We start from the raw sequence: 21465 nt of genomic DNA, 5'->3' as shown, positions 1-21465 counted from the left end.
TTGATGAGGATGACGATATAACCGCGAACACCGGCGCGGGCCGCACTTGCCCGGCGTGATCCCGGCCGGGCGGACTCCGGGAGTGTCGCTATCGGGAATATGCCGATTTGCGCACGTGAAATTGTCGTGCTAGTTTTTCATGAAATTTAACATGAAAAATTTCACGAACCCGTCATGTTCGCCGAATCGACTCGTCATATCGAAAGCTATTACGCCCGTCACTACGCCCAGCGCGGCGTGCTGCCCGAGCGCCCCGCGCTGGCGGGCGACTACCAGGCAGACGTGCTGGTCGTGGGCGCGGGCTTCAGCGGCCTGCACACGGCGTTGCGGCTCGCGCTGGCCGGCCGCCGCGTCGCGGTCGTCGAGGCGAGCCGCGTGGCGTGGGCCGCCTCGGGGCGCAACGGCGGTCAGGCGCTGCCCGGCTGGTCGTGCGAGATGCCGCCGTTCGAGCAGGCGCTGGGCCTGGCGGGCGCGCGCGAGTTGTGGGACAGCATGCGCTGGGCCGCCGCCGAGGTGCGCGAGTTGCCCGCGCGGCATGGCTTCGACATCGACTACCGGCCAGGCAGCCTGTGGGCGGCGGTGCGGCGCTCGCGTGTCGCCATGCTCGAAGCCGCGCGCGACGAGGCCGCGCAGAAGTGGGGCTACGATCGCCTTCGCGTCATCACCGAGCCAGAGATGCCGGAGTGGATCGGCAGCCGCCGTTATCGCGCGGCGCTCTACGATCCCGAGGCGGGGCATCTCGATCCGCTCAAGCTGGCGCTCGGCCTCGCCGACGCCATCGAGCGCGCGGGCGGCGCCATCTTCGAGCAAAGCCGCGTGCTCGCCTATCGCGAAACGCCGGGGGGCTACGTGGCGAGCACGCGGGAAGGCACGGTGCGCGCCGGCACGCTGGTGCTCGCCTGCAATGCCTATATCGACCAGCTCGATCGCGAGCTGGCGGGCCGCGTGCTGCCGGTGGGCACGTGGCAGATCGCCACGCGCAGGCTCGACCCGGCGCTTGCCCGCTCGCTGCTGCCGCGCAACAGTTGCGTGATCGACAATCAGTTCGTGCCGGACTACTTTCGCCTGAGCCCGGACGATCGCCTGCTCTTTGGCGGCGCGTGCACGTATCTCGGCGGCATCCCGAAGGACATCGGCGCCGCGATCCGGCCGAGTCTCGAGCGTGCGTTTCCGCAGTTGCGCGGCATCGAATTCGAATACGCTTGGGGCGGTCATATCGACATCAGCATTCGCCGCACGCCCGATGTCGGTCACGCACGCGATCGCTACTGGCTGCAGGGCTTTTCCGGGCACGGCATCCTGCCGACGCTCGCGGCGGCGCGTGCCGTTGCCGACGCCATCCTCGGCGAACCGCACTTGCTCTCGCTCTATGAGCGCATTCATAATCCGCGCTTTCCGGGCGGCGAGCGCTTCGCCGCGCCGCTCGAGGCGCTCGGCAAGCTGTGGTATCGCCTGCGCGATGTCGTGTGACAGAGAGAACCGCATGGACCGGCAGGACGAAATCGAAGGGCTCGCGATCCTCATTCGCGATCTGCGCAAGCACAAGAAGGTGACGCTCGCCGAACTCGCGCAAAAGATCGGCCGCTCGGTGGGCTTTCTTTCGCAGGTCGAGCGGGGGCTTTCGCGGCCCACGGTGGCGGATCTCACGGCCATCGGCGAGGCGCTGCAGACGCCCACCACGTACTTCTATAGCGTGAGCATGCCGCGCGAGCTGCCGTGGGTCACGCGGCCTGGCGAGCGGCGCACGCTCTACTATGGCGGCGGCATTACGGACGTGCTCGTTTCGCCCAGCATGTCGTCGGGTTTCTCGATGCTGGAGAGCCGGCTCGAACCCGGCGCGACGAGCGGCGAGCGCCCCGTGGACGACAGCGACGAGCAGGGCGGCTTCGTGCTCGAAGGCGAGTTGACGGTCTGGGTGGAGGGCAGCGACGCGCCTGCGACGCTGCGGACCAACGACAGTTTTCAGTTGCCGGCGCGTTGCCGCTTTCGCTACGCCAATCTCGCCGATGCGCCCGCGCGCGTGCTATGGGTTTTCACCTGAACCGCGGTAATCAGCATCACTGATCAATCCGTTGGCTGACGACGCGATTTCCCTTTGCGCGGACGACACCAAAGGCGAAAGGCGCGCATGCCGCCTTACGTTGCGCAACTGAAAGACAGGATGCGATTCGGACCGCCGCGATCCCCACTGCGGAGGACGCCGCCGAAGCTGCGGGGCGACCCAGGCGCCGCGGTCGATGCGGCCCGGCTGGCATCGCCGGATGCTGCCGGGCGACCTCTCCGAGGGGTGAGAGCAGGCTGGCGGCAGTCCCGGCGAGACATTTTTTCTGGCTTGGTGATTACCGGAAATATCGCCGAGTTTCGCTATGCCTCAGCGGCCATCTGCACGAATTATTCCTGTATAAACCCGCCTGAAACCGCCGCAATGTCGTTTTTGTGCATTTTTGCCAATTTTTAACGTGTTTTTGTCTACACACTGACTCCGTGTTGTGCTATTGATTCGGCTTTCGCCGTCATGCACGTGGGAGGCAAAACACGTGCCGGGCGGGCGATCGGCGCGTTTCCATATGCAACGCGATTTGCCTGTTTCGCCCGCGTGAGGTAGGGTATGCAGGTTTTCTCAACTCAACACAGGTAGCAGATGAACAAACAGGAACTCATTGACGCAGTCGCCGCTAGCACGGGCGAGACCAAGGCAGCCACGGGCGCAGCTATCGACGCGATCCTCGACGTCGTCACGCGTGCGGTCACCTCGGGTGACTCCGTGCAACTGGTCGGCTTCGGCTCGTTCTCGACTGGCCAGCGTGCCGCCCGCGTGGGCCGCAACCCTGCCACGGGCGCGGAGATCCAGATTGCCGCCGCCAAGACGGTGAAGTTCACCGCTGGCAAGGCATTCAAGGACGCCGTCAACGCGTCGTGATGCCAGGTCCGCCGTCATGGCGGCGCGCGCGTTGCCGGCTAGCTTGCTGGCGCGCGGCGCAGCATCACGCCAGTGCGGTGGCCCGCACTCGGGCAGGTGGCGTCGCGCCGCTGGCCTGAGTGCGTGAAACGAGGGCGCAAGGCCCTCGGCAAGCCGGCATGTTCACATGCCGGCCGCTTTTTCTTCCCCGCCTTTCTTACGGTATCCGAAGCGTTTCTCGATCGTCACGCATCACGCGCGGCGTCGGCTTCCAGCGACGTGCGGCTCGTTTCGCTGCGGCGGCGCTTGGCCTCGTACATCGCCGCGTCCGCTTCACGCAGCATCGCTTCCACGCTTTCGCCTTCCTCGCAGCTCGCAAAGCCCATTGAAAAGCTCAGCTTCGGTCCGCCGTAAAACTGGTTGTTCAGCTCCACCAGTTTGGTAATGCTGTCCACTACGGTTTCCGCATCGCGCAGGTCGGCGCCGGGCATCAGCACGGCGAATTCGTCGCCGCCGATGCGCGCGGCCTGATACGGCTTCTGGATCGCTTTCGCGAGCACTTCACCGGCACGGCGCAGCAACGCGTCGCCGGCCGCGTGGCCCAGCTGGTCGTTCACCGTCTTCAGGTTGTCCATATCGACGACGATCGCGCTTACCGGGAACGGCCCCTTGCGATGCAGACGATTGAGTTCGTCCACATAGAACGAGCGGTTCTTGAGCTTCGTGAGCACGTCGTGCTTGCCGAGGAATTCGAGGTAGGCCTCGGCTTTCTTGCGCGCCGTGATGTCGGTGAGCGCGAGCAGCACGAGGTCCCATTGCGCTTCGTGGCCCGGGAACACGGAAAACTGCAGGTGGACGTTGACCTCGCTGCCGTCGAGCGCGTAGTTCACCACCTCGCGCTGCTGAAAGAGGCGGCCTTCCCAGAGATCGAGCAGCTGTTCGCGGAAGTGCGGGCGCATTTCGTCGCGGAACACCTCGGGCAGGCGCGCGAGCAGCGTGGCCTTGTCCGGTGCGCGAAACATGCCCAGCGTGTAGTGATTCACGTCGAGCACCTGGATTTCGCTCATGCAGCGCTCGACGAATTCGGGGTGGACGTCGGTGAAGGTGCGAAAGTCGACGATGCCCTGCTCGCGGACTTCGTTGAGCAGCTCGCGAATGGCGGAGAAGTTTTCGACCCACAGCGAAACCGGCGAGTGTTCGAAAACGCCGAGCGCGTATTGCTCGCTCACGGTCGCCCGATGGCGCGCTTCTTCGAGCGCCGAGACGTCTTCGATGGCCACGAGCACGCGGCTCCAGTCGGCTTCGTGGCCCGGCAGGATCACGCCGCGCAACAGGATGTCCATGCGCCGGCCGCGCAGCGTGTAGTTCACGCTCTTGCTCTCGAACGTGGCGTGGCCGGCCCACATCTGCTCGAGTTCGCCCACGTGCGCCTGGAACATGTCGTCGCGCAGCACCTGCGGAAGATGCGCGGCGAGTTCTTCGTAGTCGCGCGCACCGTAAAGATCGAGCGTATGGCGATTGACCTTGAGCACGCGGATGCAGGCCGAGCATTCGGCCACGCGGCGCGGATCGTCTTCGAGGAACTGGCGCAGGCTGGTCACGCCTTGTGCGCGCCAGCGATCGAACAGCGCGCGCAGCTGGCTATAGTCTTCGAGCCACAGCGAAGTGGGCGTCACGTCGAAGAAGTCGAGCAGATCGACGCCCATGTTGGCAAAACTGGCCGCGGTGGCCGGGGTGCCTTGTTGCATGTCGGTTGGATGTAAGGGAACGGGGGTGCGACGGGCTGCACCGCACGAATTACCGAATCCTGGCACACCTTGGGGCCCGAGTGGGCATCGACGATGCAGATGTCACCTCGCCTGGCGATACGTTACGCATCGAAAGGCGGCGCAGGGCGCTCAGTCGGACGTTTCGATCGAATCGACGCGATCCGGATAGAACGCAAGGTGGTCCTTGATCGCCGACACCGCTTCATGCGGCGTTTCATAAGTCCATATCGCGTTCACGGCTCGCGCGCCGCCTGGCGTGATCGAGTAGTACGAAGCCTCGCCCTTGTACGGGCACCAGCTCTTGTGTTCCGTGCGCGAGAGCAGCGACATGTCGGCGTCCTCGCGCGGTATGTAGAACACGGCAGGATAGCTCGCCTCTTGCAGCGTGAGCGCGCGGCGCGTGTCGGCGACCACGCGGCCGCCTGCTTTCACCACCACGCGCGTGTGCGCCGGTTCGACCGTGATCGGATGATCGGGGCCGGGAATCTTGACGGTTCGGGTGTCCATGGCTGGGTTCCTCGCGAAAGGGGAAATACGGGTGTTTAGCCGAATACATCATATGCAATTGCAGATTAACTGGTAGGGGAAAACGCTGCAGGCTGTTTCAATGAGGGCGCGACTGAGTTCGACGCACGGGCGGCGATAGTCACGCGATTGCGCCGCGTGCCATCACGCTTCCAGTCTTCACCCGCGCCTTCATTTACCCGCAGCAGGATCACTGATGAGCCTCGATATCTTCTGGTTCTTGCCGACTTCCGGCGACACCCGCTACCTCGGCAAATCCGATTTCGGCCGCGCGCCGACCAACGCCTATATGCGCCAGATCGCCGTGACCGCCGAAGAACTCGGCTATGACGGCCTCCTCATTCCCACCGGCAGCAGTTGCCTCGACCCGTGGGTGACGGCGGCGAGCCTCGCGCCGGTCACGCAGCGCATCAAGCTGCTCGTCGCGCTGCGCACGTCGCTCGGCGGTCCCACCGCTTCGGCGCGCCAGGCGGCCACGCTCGACCAGGCGTTGAACGGCCGCTTGCTGCTCAACGTCGTGCCGGGCGGCGACGCCACCGAACTCGCGGCCGACGGCGTGTTCCTCTCGCACGACGAGCGCTACGAAGCCGCCGACGAATTCCTGACGATCTGGCGCGACCTGCTGCGCGGCGAGACGGTGAACTTCGAGGGCAAGCATTTGCGCGTGCAGGGCGCGCAGAACTTTCACGCACCGGTCCAGACGCCGCATCCGCCGCTGTATTTCGGCGGCTCGTCGCCGGCGGCGCACGAACTGGCGGCAAAGCACGTGGACGCCTATCTCACGTGGGGCGAGCCGCCCGAGGCCGTCGCGCAGAAGTTCGCCGATATCCGCGCGCGGGCGGCGCGCCATGGACGCACGCTCAAGCTCGGCGTGCGCCTGCACGTGATCGTGCGCGAGACCAATGACGAAGCGTGGGCCGCCGCCGGGCGCCTCATCAGCAAGCTCGACGATGACGACATCCGCCGCGCCCAGGAAAACTACGCGCGCATGGATTCGGTGGGCCAGCGCCGCATGGCCGAGCTGCACAGCGGCAGCCGCGACAGGCTCGAGATCAGCCCGAACCTGTGGGCCGGCGTGGGCCTCGTGCGCGGCGGCGCGGGCACGGCGCTCGTGGGCGATCCGCAAACCGTGGCGGCGCGCCTGAAGGAATACGTGGACGCCGGCGCGGACAGCTTCGTGCTCTCGGGCTATCCTCACCTCGAAGAGGCGATCCGCTTCGCCGAATTGGTGTTCCCGCTGCTGCCGGGCAAGAAGCCGGTGACGCTGCGCGACCAGGCCTTGACGGGCGGTGCGTTCGACGTGCGTGCGCGTGAGCGGGCCCAGGAGTCCGCGCGCGCGTGAGCGCCGCCGTGCGCGGCAAGCGGGCCGGGTCCAGGGGGCTCGCCGGGCGATTATTCGTGTGAGCGATGTTTCTGATTTATTCGTGTGAGTGATATTGACGAAATATTCCTCACAGGCATATAATCGATTTATGCCTCACAGGAATATGCCATGAAGATCATCGTCCAGACGCCAGGCGGGCTTGGCGAGATTCTGCAATCGGCGCGCAAGGCGCGCGGCCTGACCCAGGCGCAAGCCGCGGCGCATCTCGGCATCGGCCAGCCGCGTCTTTCTGCGCTCGAAACCACGGGCGCCGCCAGCCTCTCGCTCGAGCAGATGCTCGCGCTGTTCGCGCTCTACGGGCTGGAACTCTGCGTGCAGTCGCGCGAGGCGGCGGCCGGCGCGCCGGAGTGGTGAGCATGGGCCGCAAATCGCATTCGCGCGCGCTATCGATCTGGGCCAACGGCGAGCGTGTCGGCACGTGGGTCATGACGCCCGCCGGCGACACCGAGCTGCGCTATGACGACGCCTGGAAGCGCTCGGCGGTAGGCCGGCCGCTTTCGCTCTCGCTGCCGTTCGGCATCGGCGACGTGCCGTTGCGCGGCGAGCGCGTGACGCACTATTTCGACAATCTCCTGCCCGACAGCGAGCCCATTCGCCGCCGCATTGCCACGCGCTTTCGCACCGACACGCTCGAGGCCTTCGACCTGCTCAAGGCCATCGGGCGCGATTGCGTGGGCGCGGTGCAACTGCTGGGCGAGGACGAAACGCCGGGGCGCATCGACCGCATCGAAGGCACGGCGCTGAGCGATGCCGTCATCGAGCGCCTGCTGCTCGAAACGGCCGGTGCGCTGCCCGGTGGGGCGCTCGAGACCGACGATCTGCGCATTTCGCTGGCGGGCGCGCAGGAGAAGACCGCGCTCCTGCGCCACCGCGGCAAGTGGCTGCTGCCGCGCGGCGCCACGCCCACCACCCATATTCTCAAGCTGCCGCTGGGGCTGATCGGCCATCGCAAGGTGGACTTCAATACCTCGGTCGAGAACGAATGGCTTTGCCTGGCACTGCTGAGGGCCTACGGGTTGCCCGCTTCGCAGGCGCAGATCCTCCAGTTCGGCGCGCAGAAGGTGCTCAGCGTGGAGCGCTTCGATCGTACGCGCTCGCGCACCGGTGGCCTGCTGCGGCTGCCGCAGGAGGACTTCTGCCAGGCGCTCGGCGTGCCGCCGCATCGCAAGTATGAAGCGCACGGCGGCCCCGGTGTGCGCGATATTGCGGGGCTCCTGCGCCAGTCGCTGCAGGCGCGCGAGGACCTCGAAACGTTTCTCACCGCGCAAATCGTCTTCTGGATGCTCGCGGCGCCGGACGGTCACGCGAAGAATTTCAGCATCCGCCTGCTGCCGGCAGGGCGCTTTCAGCTCGCGCCGCTCTATGACGTCATGTCGATCTGGCCCGTGGAGGGCGACGGCGGCAATCAATGGTCGTGGCACAAGGCGTCGCTCGCCATGGCGGTGTGGGGCAAGGCGCGCCACTATCGCATGCGCGACGTGAAGCGCACGCATTTCGACGCCACCGCGCGGCTGTGCCACTACGGGCCGGATGCGGGGCCGCTGATCGAGCGCGTGCTGGCGCGTACGCCCGTTGCGATCGAAGAAGTCGCGGCGGCGCTGCCGGAAGGCTTTCCCGAGCGGGTGGCAGAGCGGCTCTTCGACGGCTTGCGTTTTTCGGCGGAGCGGCTGGCGGCCCAGTGACGGTGTGCCCAGCGGGAAACCGCGGTGGCGGGCATCCATTACGTTCAGGAGGATTCGCCGCACGAGATCGGCGCGGCCGTGCGCGCATTCCTGAACGAACTGGCGTAGGCGGCGGCACGTCGCTTCAAGCCTTTTGCTTCTTCGCAGGCAGCCATGTCTGGGGCTCGGCGTACATTTCCTTGACCAGTTGCTTCACGAGATCGACGTAGACGGAGTTGTCGTTCACGCGGTGATTCAGAATGATGGGCGAAGTCGCGTGGTCGCTGTCGATCAGCCGGTAGTGCACGTCCTGGCGCAACTGCCGCGCTGAAGCGGGGATCACGCATACGCCGAACTCGGCCGCGACGAGACCCAGCGCCGTCTGGATTTCGCGCACTTCCAGCACTTCACCCGGTTGCACGCCGTCGCCGTGCAACACGTTCAATACCTGATCGGCGAAGCTGGGGCGCGGCTCCTTGGGGTAGACGATCAGTTTCTGTCCGGCCAGTTGCTCGATGGGGATGGGCGTCGACTCCTGCGCCATCTCGCTGCCGATCGGCACCACCACCGCCAGCGGTTCTTCGCGCAGGACGATGCCGGCCACGTTGGGGTCGCTGTGGCGCACGCGTCCGAAGCCGACGTCGATGCGGCCTTCCTTCAACGCCTCGATCTGCTGCACCGACATCAGTTCGACCATCTGGATGTCGAGTTCGGGCGCGTTCTGGCGCAGCTTGCGCATCAACGGCGGCAGCCCCGAATACAGAACGGAGGCGACGAAGCCGATCGACAACACGGTGCGGTGATGCAGCCCCACGTGTTTGGCGGTCGCCTGCAGTTGTTCGACGCGCCCGAGAATCTGCATGGCCTGCTCGTAGACGAGGCGTCCCGCGTCGGTCGTGCGCACCGGTCGCGTATTGCGGATCAGCAGGGGCACGCCGATCTCTTGTTCGAGCAACTGAATCTGCCGGCTCAGCGGCGGTTGAGCAATGCAAAGCTGTTCCGCGGCGCGCGTGAAATTGCGCTCGCGCACGACGGCAACGAAGTAGCGAAGCTGGCGGAGATCCATGGTTTCTTCCCAAATGAAGCATCCAATTATCGATACTCTGAGAATATGATGCGCCGCAATATCGGCCTGTTCATGGGAGATTTCGGGGTTTCCATATTATAAAGGTATGGAATTGGACGCAAATAGTATTGGATCAGGCGCAGGCGCGGCGTGTATAAATTCACCATACCTTCCTCACTTACGCAGCCTTCGAGATGACTTCCGCCACGATCGAACGTATCGAAACCCGCCTCGTCGATCTGCCGACGATTCGCCCTCACAAGCTGTCCGTCGCCACGATGTACGGGCAAACCCTGATGCTGGTGAAGGTGTATTGCAGCGATGGCGTAACCGGCATCGGTGAAGGTACGACGATTGCCGGCATGGCCTACGGCCCCGAAAGCCCGGAAGCGATGAAGCTCGCGATCGACGCCTACTTCGCTCCGGCGATGATCGGCCAGGACGCCACGCGTATCCAGGCACTCATGGCGCACCTGGGCAAGCTCGTGAAGGTCAATCACTTCTCCAAGTGCGCGCTGGAAACCGCGCTGCTCGACGCGCAGGGCAAGCGCCTCGGCGTGCCGGTGAGCGAACTGCTGGGCGGCCGCCGCCGCGAACGCCTGGCGGTGGCATGGACGCTCGCTTCGGGCGATACCGCCAAGGACATCGCTGAAGCCGAGACCATGCTCGAAGTGCGCCGCCACAAGATCTTCAAGCTGAAGATCGGCGCGAAAGACCTCAAGACCGACATCAAGCACGTGGCCGACATCAAGAAGGCGGTGGGCGATCGTGCCGCCGTGCGCGTGGACGTCAACATGGCCTGGAGCGAGACGCAGGCGGCCTGGGCGATTCCCGCACTGGCGGAAGCCGGCTGCGAGCTGGTCGAGCAGCCGGTCGCTTCGCCCGCGGCGCTGGCGCGCCTCATGCGCCGGTTCCCGGTGGCGTTGATGGCCGATGAAATCCTCCAGGGACCGGAAAGCGCGTTCGAGATCGCGAAGAACGAGGGCGCCGATGTGTTCGCCATCAAGATCGAACAAAGCGGCGGACTGTTCGCGGCGCAGCGCGTGGCCACGATTGCGGACGCCGCGGGTATCGAGCTGTACGGCGGCACGATGCTCGAAGGCGCGTTCAGCACGGTGGCGTCGGCGCATCTGTTCGCAAGTTTCGCCAACCTGCAGTGGGGCACCGAACTGTTCGGCCCCTTGCTGATCACCGAAGAAATTCTGACGACCCCGCTGGACTACAGCGACTTCGAGCTGACGGTGCCGGACGGCCCGGGCCTGGGCATCGAACTGGACGAAGCGAAGGTCAGGCGCTTCACCCGCGATGGCCTCATGAAAGTCACGAAGTAATCCGGACACCTGATAAACGGACAAGACGATGCTTTTCCACGTACGCATGGATGTGAATATCCCGGCCGACATGCCGGCCAATGTCGCCAACGAAATCAAGGCGCGCGAAAAGGAGTACTCGCAGGAGCTGCAGCGCAGCGGCAAGTGGCGCCATATCTGGCGACTGGTGGGCGAGTACGCGAACTACAGCATCTTCGATGTCGAGAGCAACGCAGAGCTGCACGACATTCTCACCGCCTTGCCGCTTTTTCCGTACATGAAGATAACGGTCACGCCGTTGTGTCGCCACCCGTCCTCGGTCAGGGACAACGACGCCTGAGCTGATTCCCCCTCAATACCAGCAAGCACCAGGAGACAAACACCATGAGCGCAAAAGTATTCGACACGAAGGAAGTGCAGGACCTGCTGAAGGCCGCAGCGAATCTCAACGGCGGCAGCGGCAACGCGCGTTTCCAGCAGGTCGTCTATCGACTGCTGGGCGACCTGTTCAAGGCCATCGACGATCTCGACATCACGCCCGATGAAGTCTGGGCCGGCGTGAACTATCTGAACAAGCTCGGCCAGGACGGCGAAGCGGCGCTGCTCGCCGCCGGTCTCGGCCTCGAGAAGTACCTCGACATCCGCATGGATGCCGCCGACAAGGCGGTGGGTCTCGAAGGCGGCACGCCGCGCACGATCGAAGGCCCGCTGTATGTGGCAGGCGCGCCGGTGCGCGAGAGCGTCTCGCGCATCGACCTCAACGCCGACGCCGATGCGGGCCCGCTCGTCATTCACGGCACGGTCACCGGCCTCGACGGCAAGCCGCTCGCCGGCGCCCTGGTCGAATGCTGGCACGCCAATTCGAAGGGCTTCTATTCGCACTTCGACCCGACCGGCGCACAGGACGACTTCAACCTGCGCGGCGCGGTGAAGACCGGCGCGGACGGCAAGTACGAATTCCGCACGCTCATGCCGGTCGGTTACGGCTGCCCGCCGCAGGGCTCGACCCAGCGCCTGCTGGACGGCCTCGGCCGCCACGGCAACCGCCCGGCGCACGTGCACTTCTTCGTCTCGGCCGACAACAGCCGCAAGCTCACCACGCAGTTCAATATCGAAGGCGACCCGCTGATCTGGGATGACTTCGCCTACGCGACGCGTGAAGAACTGATTCCGCCGGTGGTCGAGAAGACCGGCGGCACGGCGCTCGGCCTGAAAGCCGACACGTACAAGGACATCGAGTTCAACTTCACGCTCACGCCGCTGGTCCAGGGCAAGGACAACCAGCTCGTTCACCGCCTGCGCGCAGCAGCCGCGGCGTAACCGTCCCGCACGGCGGCGGCGTCACGCCGCCGCCGCCCGTTTCACCGCGATCATCAATCGACACCGATGCAGGAACTCCGTACCGCGTGTGGAGTATGCATAGGAGAGCTAATATGTCAGCCATCATCGACAAAGCCAGTGACCTGGATCACCTGCTGTCCACCGCCGTGCAGGACGACAAGCAAAACGGTGTGTTCCGCTGCCGCCGCGACATCTTCACCAATGCCGACCTGTTCGAACTGGAGATGAAATACATCTTCGAGAAGAACTGGGTCTACCTCGCGCACGAAAGCCAGATTCCCGAAAACAACGACTACTACACCACATGGCTCGGTCGCCAGCCGGTCGTCATCACGCGCGACAAGACCGGCACGCTGAACGCCGTGATCAACGCCTGCGCGCACAAAGGCGCCATGCTGTGCCGGCGCAAGCATGGCAACAAGGGCAGCTTCACCTGTCCGTTCCACGGCTGGACGTTCTCCAACACCGGCAAGCTGCTCAAGGTGAAGGACGAAAAGACCACCGAGTATCCCGTGCAATTCAACAAGCAGGGCTCGCATGACCTGAAGAAGGTCGCGCGCTTCGAGAACTATCGGGGCTTTCTGTTCGGCAGCCTCAATGCCGACGTGCAGCCGCTCGAAGACTACCTCGGCGAAGCGAAGATCATCATCGACCAGATCGTCGACCAGTCGCCGAACGGCCTCGAAGTGCTGCGCGGCAACTCCTCGTATGTCTACGACGGCAACTGGAAGATGCAGATGGAGAACGGCTGCGACGGCTACCACGTCAGCACCGTGCACTGGAATTACGCCGCGACCATGGGCCGCCGCAAGGAAGACGGCACCCAGGCGGTGGACGCCAACAGCTGGAGCAAGTCGGTGGCCGGCGTCTACGGCTTCGACCACGGCCACATCCTGCTGTGGACCAACACGATGAACCCCGAAGTGCGGCCGGTCTACAAGCATCGCGACGAAATCAGGGCGCGCGTGGGCGAAGTGCAGGCCGATTTCATCGTCAATCAGACGCGAAACCTGTGCCTCTACCCGAACGTGTTCCTGATGGACCAGTTCAGCACGCAGATTCGCGTGGTGCGCCCGATCAGCGTGGACAAGACCGAAGTGAACATTTTCTGCTTCGGGCCGAAGGGCGAGAACGCGGAAGATCGTGCGACGCGCATTCGCCAGTACGAGGACTTCTTCAACGTCACGGGCATGGGCACCGCCGACGACCTGGAAGAGTTCCGCGCCTGCCAGGCGGGCTACGCCGGCACCACGGCGATGTGGAACGATCTCTCGCGCGGCGCGCCGCTGTGGGTCGAAGGCGCGGACGACAACGCGAAGAAGATGGGCCTCAAGCCGGTCATTTCCGGCGAACGCAGCGAAGACGAAGGGTTGTTCGTGGTTCAGCACGAGTACTGGGTGCACGCCATGCGCGATGCCCTCGAGCAGGAACGGAATCACGAACAAGCGGGAGCGCAGGCATGAGCAACGACTACCAGACAATCTGCGCCGCACTGTACCGCGAAGCGCGCCTGCTCGACGATCGCCAGTGGGAAGAATGGCTCGCCTGCTACGCAGAAGACGTCACGTACTGGATGCCCGCGTGGGACGACGATGACCAGCTCACCGACGACCACGAATCGCAGATCTCGCTGATGTACTACCCGGATCGCGGCGGCCTCGAAGACCGTGTATTCCGCATCAAGACCGAACGCAGTGGCGCTTCGATGCCGGAGCCGCGCACGAGCCACAACGTCACGAACGTGGAAGTGCTGGCGGACCGCGGCGACGAAGTGGAAGTGCGCTACAACTTCCACACGCTCAATCATCGCTACCGGGCCACGGATCATTTCTTCGGCACGATGTTCGTCACCTTGCGTAAGGCCGGAGACGGCTTCCTGATCGCCTACAAAAAGATCGTGCTGAAGAACGACTACATCCGGCAGGTGCTCGACGTTTATCACGTGTGAAGTCACGTTCGACATCGAGCCTCAGTTTCAACATGGGATAGAAGGAGACACCATGTCCAGCTACAAGATTGCACTCAATTTCGAAGACGGCGTAACGCGTTTCATCGACTGCAAGGCAGGCGAGAAAGTGCTCGATGCGGCCTTTCGCGCGCGCATCAACCTGCCGATGGATTGCTCGGACGGCGTGTGCGGCACCTGCAAGTGCCGCGCGGAAAGCGGCAGCTACGACCTGGGCGAAGACTATATCGAGGACGCGCTGACCGAAGACGAAAAGGACAGCGGTCTCGTGCTCACCTGCCAGATGGTGCCGGAAAGCGATTGCGTGATCGCGATTCCCGCGTCTTCCACGGTCTGCAAGACAGCGCAGAGCAAGTTTGCGGCTACGGTGGCTAAGGTCGAACAGCACAACGACGCCGCGGTCGTGCTCGAACTGGACGTCGACGCAGCGGGTCCCGTGTTCCTGCCGGGCCAGTATGTCAACATCGACGTGCCGGGCAGCGGTCAGCATCGTTCGTATTCCTTCTCTTCCGCGCCGGGCGAATCGAAAATCAGCTTCCTGATCAAGAAGATTCCGGGCGGCGTGATGAGCACGTGGCTCGATGCCGCGCAAGCGGGCGTGAAGCTCGAATTGACGGGGCCGCTCGGCAGCTTCTATCTGCGCGACGTGCAGCGGCCGCTGCTGTTCCTCGCGGGCGGCACGGGCCTGGCGCCGTTCCTTTCGATGCTGGAAGTGCTCGCGCGCACCAACGCGCAGCAGAAGGTGCACCTGATCTACGGCGTGACCCGCGACCTCGACCTGGTGCTGGTCGAAGCCATCGAAGCCTACGCGGCGAAGCTGCCGAACTTCAGCTTCGCCACCGTGATCGCCGACGCGGACTCGACTCATCCGCGTAAAGGCTGGGTCACGCAGCATATTCCCGCCGACGCCCTGAACGATGGCGACGTCGACGTGTATCTGTGCGGGCCGCCGCCGATGGTGGACGCCGTACGCAAGTATTTCGACGACGAAGGCGTGAAGCCCAACAGCTTCCACTACGAGAAGTTCACCCCCAACGCAGTCCCGAAGGCGGCATGATCATGCAACGATTCGCAGGCAAGGTCGTCGTCGTCACCGGGGCGGCGCAGGGAATCGGCCGCGGCGTGGCGCTGCGGGCGGCGGCCGAAGGCGGCAAGGTGGTGTTCGTCGATCGCGCGGATTTCGTCGCCGAAGTCGCGGCCGAGGCGCAGGGCGCGCAAACGGCGGGCTTCGTCGCCGACCTCGAAACGTATGAAGGCGCGAAAGCGGCAATGGATTTCGCCGCGCAGACGTTTGGCGGCATCGACATTCTCATCAACGGCGTGGGCGGCGCCATCCGCATGCGTCCGTATGCGGAATTCGAGCCGGCGCAGATCGATGCGGAAATCCGCCGCTCGCTCATGCCCACGCTATACGCGTGCCATGCCGTGCTGCCGCATCTGCTCGAGCGCGGGCGCGGCACCATCGTCAACGTGTCGTCGAACGCCACGCGCGGCATTCGCCGTGTGCCGTATTCGGCTGCGAAGGGCGGCGTGAATGCGATGACGCAATCGCTGGCGATGGAATACGCGGAGCACGATATCCGCGTGGTCGCCACGGCGCCGGGCGGCACCGAAGCGCCGCCGCGCCGCGTTCCGCGCAATGCCGCGGGCGACAGCGAGCAGGAAAAGGCCTGGATGGGCGAGGCGGTGCGCCAGGTCACGGAATCGACCTTCTTCAAGCGCTACGGCAGCCTCGACGAACAGGTCGCGCCGATCCTGTTTCTCGCGTCGGACGAGGCAAGTTATATCACCGGCTCGATCCTGCCGGTCGCCGGTGGCGACACGGGCTGAGCCATGCGCGCATCGTGATGGTGGGCGCGCACAGGCGAGCGGGGTGATATGCTCGAAAGACCCCGATTTCGCCCCGCGCTCACCATGACCATCGATCCCGCTATCGTCAAAGCCTTCGCGCCCACGGGCACGTTGCGCGCCTCCATCAATCTCGGCAATCCGATACTCGCGAATCGCGATGCGGCGTCGGGCGAACCGTTCGGCGTTTCCGTCGATCTCGCGCGTGCTTTCGCGCAGCATTTGGGCGTGCCGCTCGAACTTGTCGTATTCGACGCAGCGGGCAAGTCGGTCGAAGCCGTGAGCGACGAACGTGCGGACTTCGGCTTCTTTGCCGTCGATCCCAAGCGAGGCGAAACGATCGCGTTTACCGCGCCTTATGTGCTGATCGAAGGCTTCTATCTGGTTCGCAACGATTCGCCGGTGCGCACCAATGCCGAAGTCGATCAACCGCATAATCGCGTGGCCGTGGGCAAGGGCAGTGCCTATGACCTCTTTCTCACGCGCGAATTGAAGCAGGCGCAGATCGTGCGCGCCCCGACTTCGCCCACCGTCGTGCAAACCTTCCTCGAACAAGGGCTCGAAGTCGCCGCCGGCGTAAAGCAGCAACTCGAAGCCGATGCCGCGAAAGCTGGCGGCTTGCGTCTGCTCGACGAACGCTTCATGGTGATTCGCCAGGCGATGGGCGTCGCGCAGCGCCGCGGTCCGCAGGCCGCCGAAGCGCTTGGTGCGTTCGTCGAAACGATGAAGGCATCGGGATTCGTCGCAGAGGCCCTGGTGCGCCACGCAATAGCGGGCGCCTCGGTTGCGCCGGCCGCTTAAACGAATCAAGCCAAAAGAGAGTGCGCATTAAAAGAGCAATCAACTCGCTCCGTGGGCCGATTAGCACAGCGAGTTTCGATGAGGATAATCGGCCTTTCTCGCCGGCTTTAAAGCGACAACCCGAAAGCTTTATGTAATTTGACCGGCGATATTCACGCCCCGCACATTCCTCGATGCGCGTCGAGCCTTGCCAGGCGCGGTTGTGCCATCGACGCCACGTCGCTCGAATTTCGACACCATTTTTATTTTCGACGCCCTATGATGCGGGTGTTCGATTCGCGCCGCACTCACCGCCCGATTTCCATTCTGCCATTGCATTTTCAACATCGATGAATTGCGTAACCCGCAATAATCATCGACGGATAGCTTTTGGCTTTTGAATCTGCACCGAAATGGAATGAACGCAAATGAGATTGCACGTCGATGGTGCCGGCCGCCTGAATTCGATGCATTGACCCACCGCCCAATCCGGAGCTTGAAAACATGAAAAAATCGCTACTCGCCGCGGCACTGCTGAGCGCCTTTGCTATTTCGGCGCACGCGCAAAGCAGCGTGACCCTTTACGGCCTGATCGATACCGGTCTCGTCTACACGAACAACCAGTTCGGCCATAGCAACTGGCAGCTGAACAGCAGCTCCACGCAGAACACAGTGTTCGGCCTCAAGGGTTCGGAAGACCTCGGCGGCGGTCTGCATGCGATCTTCAAGCTCGAACAAGGCTTCCTGCTCAACAACGGCGCGCAGGCGTTCTCGGGTCTCGGCTTCGGTTCGCAGGCGTGGGTGGGCCTGCAAAGCGATCCGTACGGCACGCTCACGTTCGGCCGCCAGTTCGACGTGATGAACGACCTCGTGGGCCCGCTCACGGCGGAATTCAACACGTGGGGCGGCAGCCTCGCGGCTCACCCGTTCGAGAACGACAACCTCGCCGCGAACTCGGTGGTCATCAACAATTCCGTCAAGTACGCGAGCCCGACCTGGTACGGCGTGACGTTCGAGACGATGTACTCGTTCAGCAACAAGGCCGGCGACTTCGCGAACAACCGCTCGTACGGCTTCGCCGTTTCGTATACCCAGGGCCCGCTGAACCTCGCGGCCGGCTACCTGCAGTTCAACAACGCGGGCAACAGCAGCGGCGCGGTCACCTCCGGCGACACGAGCGCGAACTTCCTGGCGGAACGTCAGCGCGTCTGGTCGCTCGGCGGCAACTACACGTACGGCCCGGCCACGGTGGGTCTGGTCTGGAGCCATTCGCAGATCGACAACGCCGCAGGCGTCTACTCGTTCGGCACGGGCACCTATCTGGGCTCGAACGACGACTCCGCCGGCTCGCTCGCGGGTTCGCTGCGCCTCGACAACTTCGAAGCGAACGTGAAATACGCGCTCACGCCGGCATGGAGCGTTTCGGGTGCGTACACGTACACGCACGGCGCCTACAACGGCACGAACCCGGGCTGGAACACGGCAATGCTGCAGACGGACTACGCCGTCAGCAAGCGCACCGACTTCTACCTCGAAGGCGTGTACCAGAACGTGCATGGCGCACCGCAAGGCTCCGTGCTTTCGCACGCCATGATCAACACGCTCTCGCCTTCGTCGACCGATACGCAGGTCGCCGTGACGGTCGGCATGCGTCACGCGTTCTAAGTCGATTCGGCAATGACTTCGGCGGGCATCTGTCCCCGCCGGACGTTTCCCACGGCGCGGCGGGCTTCCTCTAAAACGGGGACCCGCCGCGTTGTCACATCTGTATCCCTGCATCCGCTCAAGCGTGCTTCCTCGATCCAGATAGTTGAAATTTTCAACTATTTGACTATACTGGCGTCCAGCTAGCGTACGGATGGGAGCACGCATTTGTATTCCGATTTTCTCACCTTCAGGCTCGATCAAACGAGCGCGCTGCTGATGGATCGCGCCAACGCGGTCTACCGCGCGCGCTGGGATCTCGACGTGCGCGCCATGCGCGTGCTGCGCATCATCCGCGCCGAGCCGGGCATCACGCCCAAGGCCGTTTCGCAGCGCGCGCTCATCGAAAAAACGCTGCTTTCCAAAACGCTCGGCGAACTCGAATCGCGTGGCCTGATTGGCCGCGGCACGCATGCGCAGGACCGGCGCAGCGTCGTGCTGCGTGTCACGCCCGAGGGCGCGAAAGTGGCGAATGCCTCGGAAAAAGCCGGCTCGAAGCTGGAAGCCGAACTCGCGGCCGTCCTCACCGATCACGAGCGCAAGACGCTCGACCAGTTGCTCGCCAAGCTTGCGCAGAGCCTGATCGACGGTGTTTGAGATCGCGGCGCGCACGCCGCACATTGCACAATGAAATACGCATGAAGGAGTCGTCCATGCCGAATCTGGTCGAAACCGTGGCGCCCGCCATTGGCGCGCTGCTGCCCGAGCTCGAAGCGCTCTACAAGGATCTGCACCAGCATCCCGAACTCTCGATGCAGGAGTTCCGCACGGCGGCGCTCGTGGCGGAGCGCATGGAAAAGCTCGGTTACGAAGTCTCCCGCGAAGTGGGCGTGACGGGCGTCGTGGCCGTGCTGCGCAACGGCGAGGGCCCGGTCGTGATGCTGCGCGCCGACATGGACGCGCTGCCCATGGCCGAAGCCACGGGCCTGCCGTATGCGAGCACCGTGACCGCGAAAGACGAGGAGGGCGTGCAGGTCGGCGTGGCGCACTCGTGCGGGCACGATCTGCACGTGACATGGCTCCTTGGCGTGGCGCAGTTGATGGCGTCGCATCGCGACGCATGGAGCGGCACGCTGCTTGCCGTGTTCCAGCCCGGCGAGGAAGTGGGCCGCGGCGCGCGCAGCATGATGGACGACGGCATGATCGAGCGCTTTCCTAAGCCCGACGTGATCCTCGGCCAGCACGTGATGGTGGGCCCGGCGGGCACCGTGGGCTATCGCAGCGGCACGATCCTCTCGGCCGGCGACAGCCTCAAGGTGAAACTGTTCGGCCGCGGTTCGCACGGCTCGCAGCCGCAAACCTCGATCGACCCGGTGATCATGGCGGCTTCCACCACGCTGCGCCTGCAGACCATCGTGTCGCGCGAAATCTCGCCGCGCGAAGCCGCCGTGCTCACGGTGGGCTCGCTGCAGGCGGGCACGAAGGAAAACATCATCCCTGACGACGCCACGCTCAAGCTCAACATGCGCACCTTCGACGACGACGTGCGCGAGTACATGCTGGGCGCGATCCGCCGCATCTGTTGCGCCGAATGCGCGGCCTCGAATGCGCCGCGCGAACCGGAATTCACGACGCTGTCGAGCTACCCGCTCACGGTGAACGACGACGCCACCACGGCGCGCCTGCGCAAGGCCTTCGAGGCATGGTTCGGCAAGCGCGCCTACGAAACGCAGCCGGCCGCCGCCAGCGAGGACTTCAGCGTGTTCGGCCGCGAATGGGGCGTGCCGTACGCGTTCTGGTTCGTGGGCAGCACCGACCCCGAGGTCTACGCACAAGCCAGGGCCGCGAAGAAGCTCAACGAAATCCCGAGCAACCACTCGCCGAAGTTCGCGCCGGTGCTCGACCCCACCTTGCGCACCGGCCTCGAAGCGATGCTGTGCGCGGCCGCCGCGTGGCTCGGCCGCGAAAGCGAGGCGGCGTGAGCGTGGCACTCGGGGCGCACGTGGGCGCGCATCTCAACGCTCACACGGCCTATACGGCACTCGACCTGATCGGCACGTTCGCCTTCGCGATCTCCGGCGCCGTGGCCGCGCGGCAGCGGCGGCTGGATCTGTTCGGCATCGTCGTCGTGAGCTTCATGGTGGCGTGCGGCGGCGGCATCATCCGCGATCTCTGCATCGGCGCGGTGCCGCCTGCGGGGCTCGCGAACTGGGCCTACCTCGCCGTCACGCTGCTGGCGACGGGACTGACCATTGCCGCGTATCCGCAGGTGCGGCGGCTGCGTCATCCCGTGCTCTTGTTCGATGCGATCGGTCTTGGGCTCTTTGCCGTGGCGGGCGCGCAGAAGGCGCTCGCGTACAGCCAGAGTGCGGAGCCGGCCATCATCCTCGGCATCGTGAGCGCGGTGGGCGGCGGCGTGATGCGCGACGTGCTGCTCTCGCGCGTGCCCGCCATACTCGAGCGCGAGATCTATGCGTCGGCGGCGCTGCTTGGGGCCGCCGTGCAGGTGGGGCTCACGTATGCGGGCTGGTCGACGTTCTGGACGCCCTGGGTGGCCGTGATTTCCTGCGTGTCGCTGCGGCTGGCCGCGCTCTACTTCGGCTGGCGTTTGCCGGTTTTTCACGCTGTGCGCTCGGCTCAGCCGCAACCGGCGCAGCGTGGCGACGCCGCGAAGGCCGATTCGCGGCACGACGCGCGCTAACGTCAATCACCTCACGCCGCAGGTTCGAACGCGATTTCGCCGGTACGCACCGCGCTGATCTTCGGGCCGAAGCTGCGGATGTTCGAAAGCGTCGCGTTGTGATGCGCGCGGATCAGCGCCGCGTTCGCGTGCGGCTTGTCGTGCGTGGTGTGCGCGTCGGCGGCGAGCGTGACCGTGAGGCCGTTCGCAGCGGCGCGCCGCACCGTCGTGTCCACGCAGAATTCGCTCGCATAGCCGCAGATCACCACGTGCTTCACCGCACGTTCGGCGAGCAGGGCGCCCAGACCGGTACCGAGAAACGAATCGGGCGTGCGCTTGCCGATGAGGTGGTCGCGCGCTTGTGTATCGAGCGTGGCCGACAGCGCCCACGCGTCGGAGCCGCGTACGAGCGCCGTGTCGTCCTCGTGCTGGATCAGCACGACGGGCGCGCCCGCCTGCCTTGCGCGCTGCATCAGCGCGTTGATGTTGGCGCTGACCATGGCGATGTCGCCGGGTAGCGGTTCGGTGTCGACGAGTTGCTTCTGGAAATCGATGACGAGCAGCGCGGTGGTCATGGCGAAACATCCGTGGG

Annotated in this window: 22 protein-coding genes; 18 read left to right on the top strand and 4 right to left on the bottom strand. The window is 64.6% G+C overall.

Annotated elements, in window-relative coordinates; genetic code table 11:
* Positions 1-174 precede the first annotated feature (174 nt).
* The 3 genes from AB4Y35_RS24090 to AB4Y35_RS24080 all read left to right on the top strand — a co-directional run bounded on the left by AB4Y35_RS24090 (position 175) and on the right by AB4Y35_RS24080 (position 2920).
* Positions 175-1470, top strand: a complete 1296-nt coding sequence (locus AB4Y35_RS24090; protein WP_368706281.1) for an NAD(P)/FAD-dependent oxidoreductase — start codon at positions 175-177, stop codon at positions 1468-1470.
* Between the two features lie 13 nt (positions 1471-1483).
* The gene (locus AB4Y35_RS24085; protein ID WP_368706280.1) at positions 1484-2041 is read left to right on the top strand and encodes a helix-turn-helix domain-containing protein; all 558 of its coding nucleotides are present in this window, start codon (positions 1484-1486) and stop codon (positions 2039-2041) included.
* Between the two features lie 600 nt (positions 2042-2641).
* The gene (locus AB4Y35_RS24080; RefSeq protein WP_028207645.1) at positions 2642-2920 is read left to right on the top strand and encodes an HU family DNA-binding protein; all 279 of its coding nucleotides are present in this window, start codon (positions 2642-2644) and stop codon (positions 2918-2920) included.
* 224 nt (positions 2921-3144) lie between these two features.
* Here the strand turns inward: AB4Y35_RS24080 and AB4Y35_RS24075 are convergent, their stop codons facing one another.
* Together AB4Y35_RS24075 and AB4Y35_RS24070 are read right to left on the bottom strand one after the other, a co-directional pair.
* Positions 3145-4647 carry a diguanylate cyclase gene (locus AB4Y35_RS24075; protein ID WP_368706279.1) on the bottom strand — a complete coding sequence of 501 codons (1503 nt, stop codon included), beginning with the start codon at positions 4645-4647 and terminating at the stop codon, positions 3145-3147.
* A gap of 150 nt (positions 4648-4797) precedes the next feature.
* The gene (locus AB4Y35_RS24070; protein ID WP_342923349.1) at positions 4798-5175 is read right to left on the bottom strand and encodes a DUF427 domain-containing protein; all 378 of its coding nucleotides are present in this window, start codon (positions 5173-5175) and stop codon (positions 4798-4800) included.
* A 214-nt stretch (positions 5176-5389) separates the two neighbouring features.
* Between AB4Y35_RS24070 and ssuD the strand changes: the two genes are divergently transcribed.
* From ssuD to AB4Y35_RS24055, 3 genes are all read left to right on the top strand, one after another.
* Entirely contained in the window at positions 5390-6535 is a 1146-nt protein-coding gene (gene ssuD / locus AB4Y35_RS24065) for an FMNH2-dependent alkanesulfonate monooxygenase (RefSeq protein WP_368706278.1), read from the top strand.
* A 150-nt stretch (positions 6536-6685) separates the two neighbouring features.
* Complete coding sequence (locus tag AB4Y35_RS24060; protein WP_342923347.1) at positions 6686-6931, top strand: helix-turn-helix transcriptional regulator; 246 nt, start codon at positions 6686-6688, stop codon at positions 6929-6931.
* 2 nt (positions 6932-6933) lie between these two features.
* Positions 6934-8259, top strand: a complete 1326-nt coding sequence (locus AB4Y35_RS24055; protein WP_368706277.1) for a type II toxin-antitoxin system HipA family toxin — start codon at positions 6934-6936, stop codon at positions 8257-8259.
* A gap of 124 nt (positions 8260-8383) precedes the next feature.
* Here the strand turns inward: AB4Y35_RS24055 and AB4Y35_RS24050 are convergent, their stop codons facing one another.
* Positions 8384-9304 carry a LysR substrate-binding domain-containing protein gene (locus AB4Y35_RS24050; protein ID WP_368690463.1) on the bottom strand — a complete coding sequence of 307 codons (921 nt, stop codon included), beginning with the start codon at positions 9302-9304 and terminating at the stop codon, positions 8384-8386.
* Between the two features lie 194 nt (positions 9305-9498).
* Here AB4Y35_RS24050 and AB4Y35_RS24045 point away from each other — a divergent pair, with 194 nt between their 5' ends.
* From AB4Y35_RS24045 to AB4Y35_RS23990, 12 genes are all read left to right on the top strand, one after another.
* Positions 9499-10635 (top strand): muconate/chloromuconate family cycloisomerase, encoded by a 1137-nt coding sequence (locus tag AB4Y35_RS24045; protein ID WP_368706276.1) that lies wholly within the window; start codon positions 9499-9501, stop codon positions 10633-10635.
* 28 nt (positions 10636-10663) lie between these two features.
* Positions 10664-10954, top strand: a complete 291-nt coding sequence (gene catC / locus AB4Y35_RS24040; RefSeq protein ID WP_254317753.1) for a muconolactone Delta-isomerase — start codon at positions 10664-10666, stop codon at positions 10952-10954.
* Between the two features lie 44 nt (positions 10955-10998).
* On the top strand, positions 10999-11934 hold the full coding sequence (gene catA, locus AB4Y35_RS24035; protein ID WP_368690461.1) for a catechol 1,2-dioxygenase: 936 nt from the start codon (positions 10999-11001) through the stop codon (positions 11932-11934).
* Positions 11935-12047: 113 nt separating this feature from the next.
* Positions 12048-13418 (top strand): Rieske 2Fe-2S domain-containing protein, encoded by a 1371-nt coding sequence (locus tag AB4Y35_RS24030; RefSeq protein ID WP_368706275.1) that lies wholly within the window; start codon positions 12048-12050, stop codon positions 13416-13418.
* The gene (benB, locus tag AB4Y35_RS24025; RefSeq protein WP_368690459.1) at positions 13415-13903 is read left to right on the top strand and encodes a benzoate 1,2-dioxygenase small subunit; all 489 of its coding nucleotides are present in this window, start codon (positions 13415-13417) and stop codon (positions 13901-13903) included. The genes AB4Y35_RS24030 and benB overlap by 4 nt, the downstream gene beginning before the upstream one ends.
* Before the next feature lie 52 nt (positions 13904-13955).
* Positions 13956-14978: a benzoate 1,2-dioxygenase electron transfer component BenC gene (gene benC, locus AB4Y35_RS24020; protein WP_368706274.1), complete on the top strand. Its 1023-nt coding sequence runs from the start codon at positions 13956-13958 to the stop codon at positions 14976-14978.
* On the top strand, positions 14975-15751 hold the full coding sequence (benD, locus tag AB4Y35_RS24015) for a benzoate diol dehydrogenase BenD (RefSeq protein ID WP_368706273.1): 777 nt from the start codon (positions 14975-14977) through the stop codon (positions 15749-15751). Before benC ends, benD begins: the two co-directional genes overlap by 4 nt.
* Before the next feature lie 84 nt (positions 15752-15835).
* Positions 15836-16570, top strand: coding sequence for an ABC transporter substrate-binding protein (locus AB4Y35_RS24010; RefSeq protein ID WP_368706272.1), 735 nt, complete (start codon positions 15836-15838; stop codon positions 16568-16570).
* 483 nt (positions 16571-17053) lie between these two features.
* Positions 17054-18214 (top strand): porin, encoded by a 1161-nt coding sequence (locus AB4Y35_RS24005; protein WP_368706271.1) that lies wholly within the window; start codon positions 17054-17056, stop codon positions 18212-18214.
* A 207-nt stretch (positions 18215-18421) separates the two neighbouring features.
* On the top strand, positions 18422-18850 hold the full coding sequence (locus AB4Y35_RS24000) for a MarR family winged helix-turn-helix transcriptional regulator (RefSeq protein WP_368706270.1): 429 nt from the start codon (positions 18422-18424) through the stop codon (positions 18848-18850).
* 56 nt (positions 18851-18906) lie between these two features.
* Positions 18907-20175 (top strand): M20 family metallopeptidase, encoded by a 1269-nt coding sequence (locus tag AB4Y35_RS23995; protein WP_368706269.1) that lies wholly within the window; start codon positions 18907-18909, stop codon positions 20173-20175.
* Complete coding sequence (locus AB4Y35_RS23990; RefSeq protein ID WP_342923334.1) at positions 20172-20894, top strand: trimeric intracellular cation channel family protein; 723 nt, start codon at positions 20172-20174, stop codon at positions 20892-20894. The genes AB4Y35_RS23995 and AB4Y35_RS23990 overlap by 4 nt, the downstream gene beginning before the upstream one ends.
* A gap of 11 nt (positions 20895-20905) precedes the next feature.
* Here the strand turns inward: AB4Y35_RS23990 and AB4Y35_RS23985 are convergent, their stop codons facing one another.
* Positions 20906-21448 (bottom strand): cysteine hydrolase family protein, encoded by a 543-nt coding sequence (locus AB4Y35_RS23985; RefSeq protein WP_368706268.1) that lies wholly within the window; start codon positions 21446-21448, stop codon positions 20906-20908.
* Between the last annotated feature and the right edge of the window lie 17 nt (positions 21449-21465).

Origin of the sequence: Paraburkholderia sp. EG286A (genome assembly GCF_040965375.1) — a bacterium.
GTDB lineage: Bacteria > Pseudomonadota > Gammaproteobacteria > Burkholderiales > Burkholderiaceae > Paraburkholderia.
Note: the sequence above shows the minus strand (reverse complement) of the source record. Positions and strands in the feature narration are given on the sequence as shown.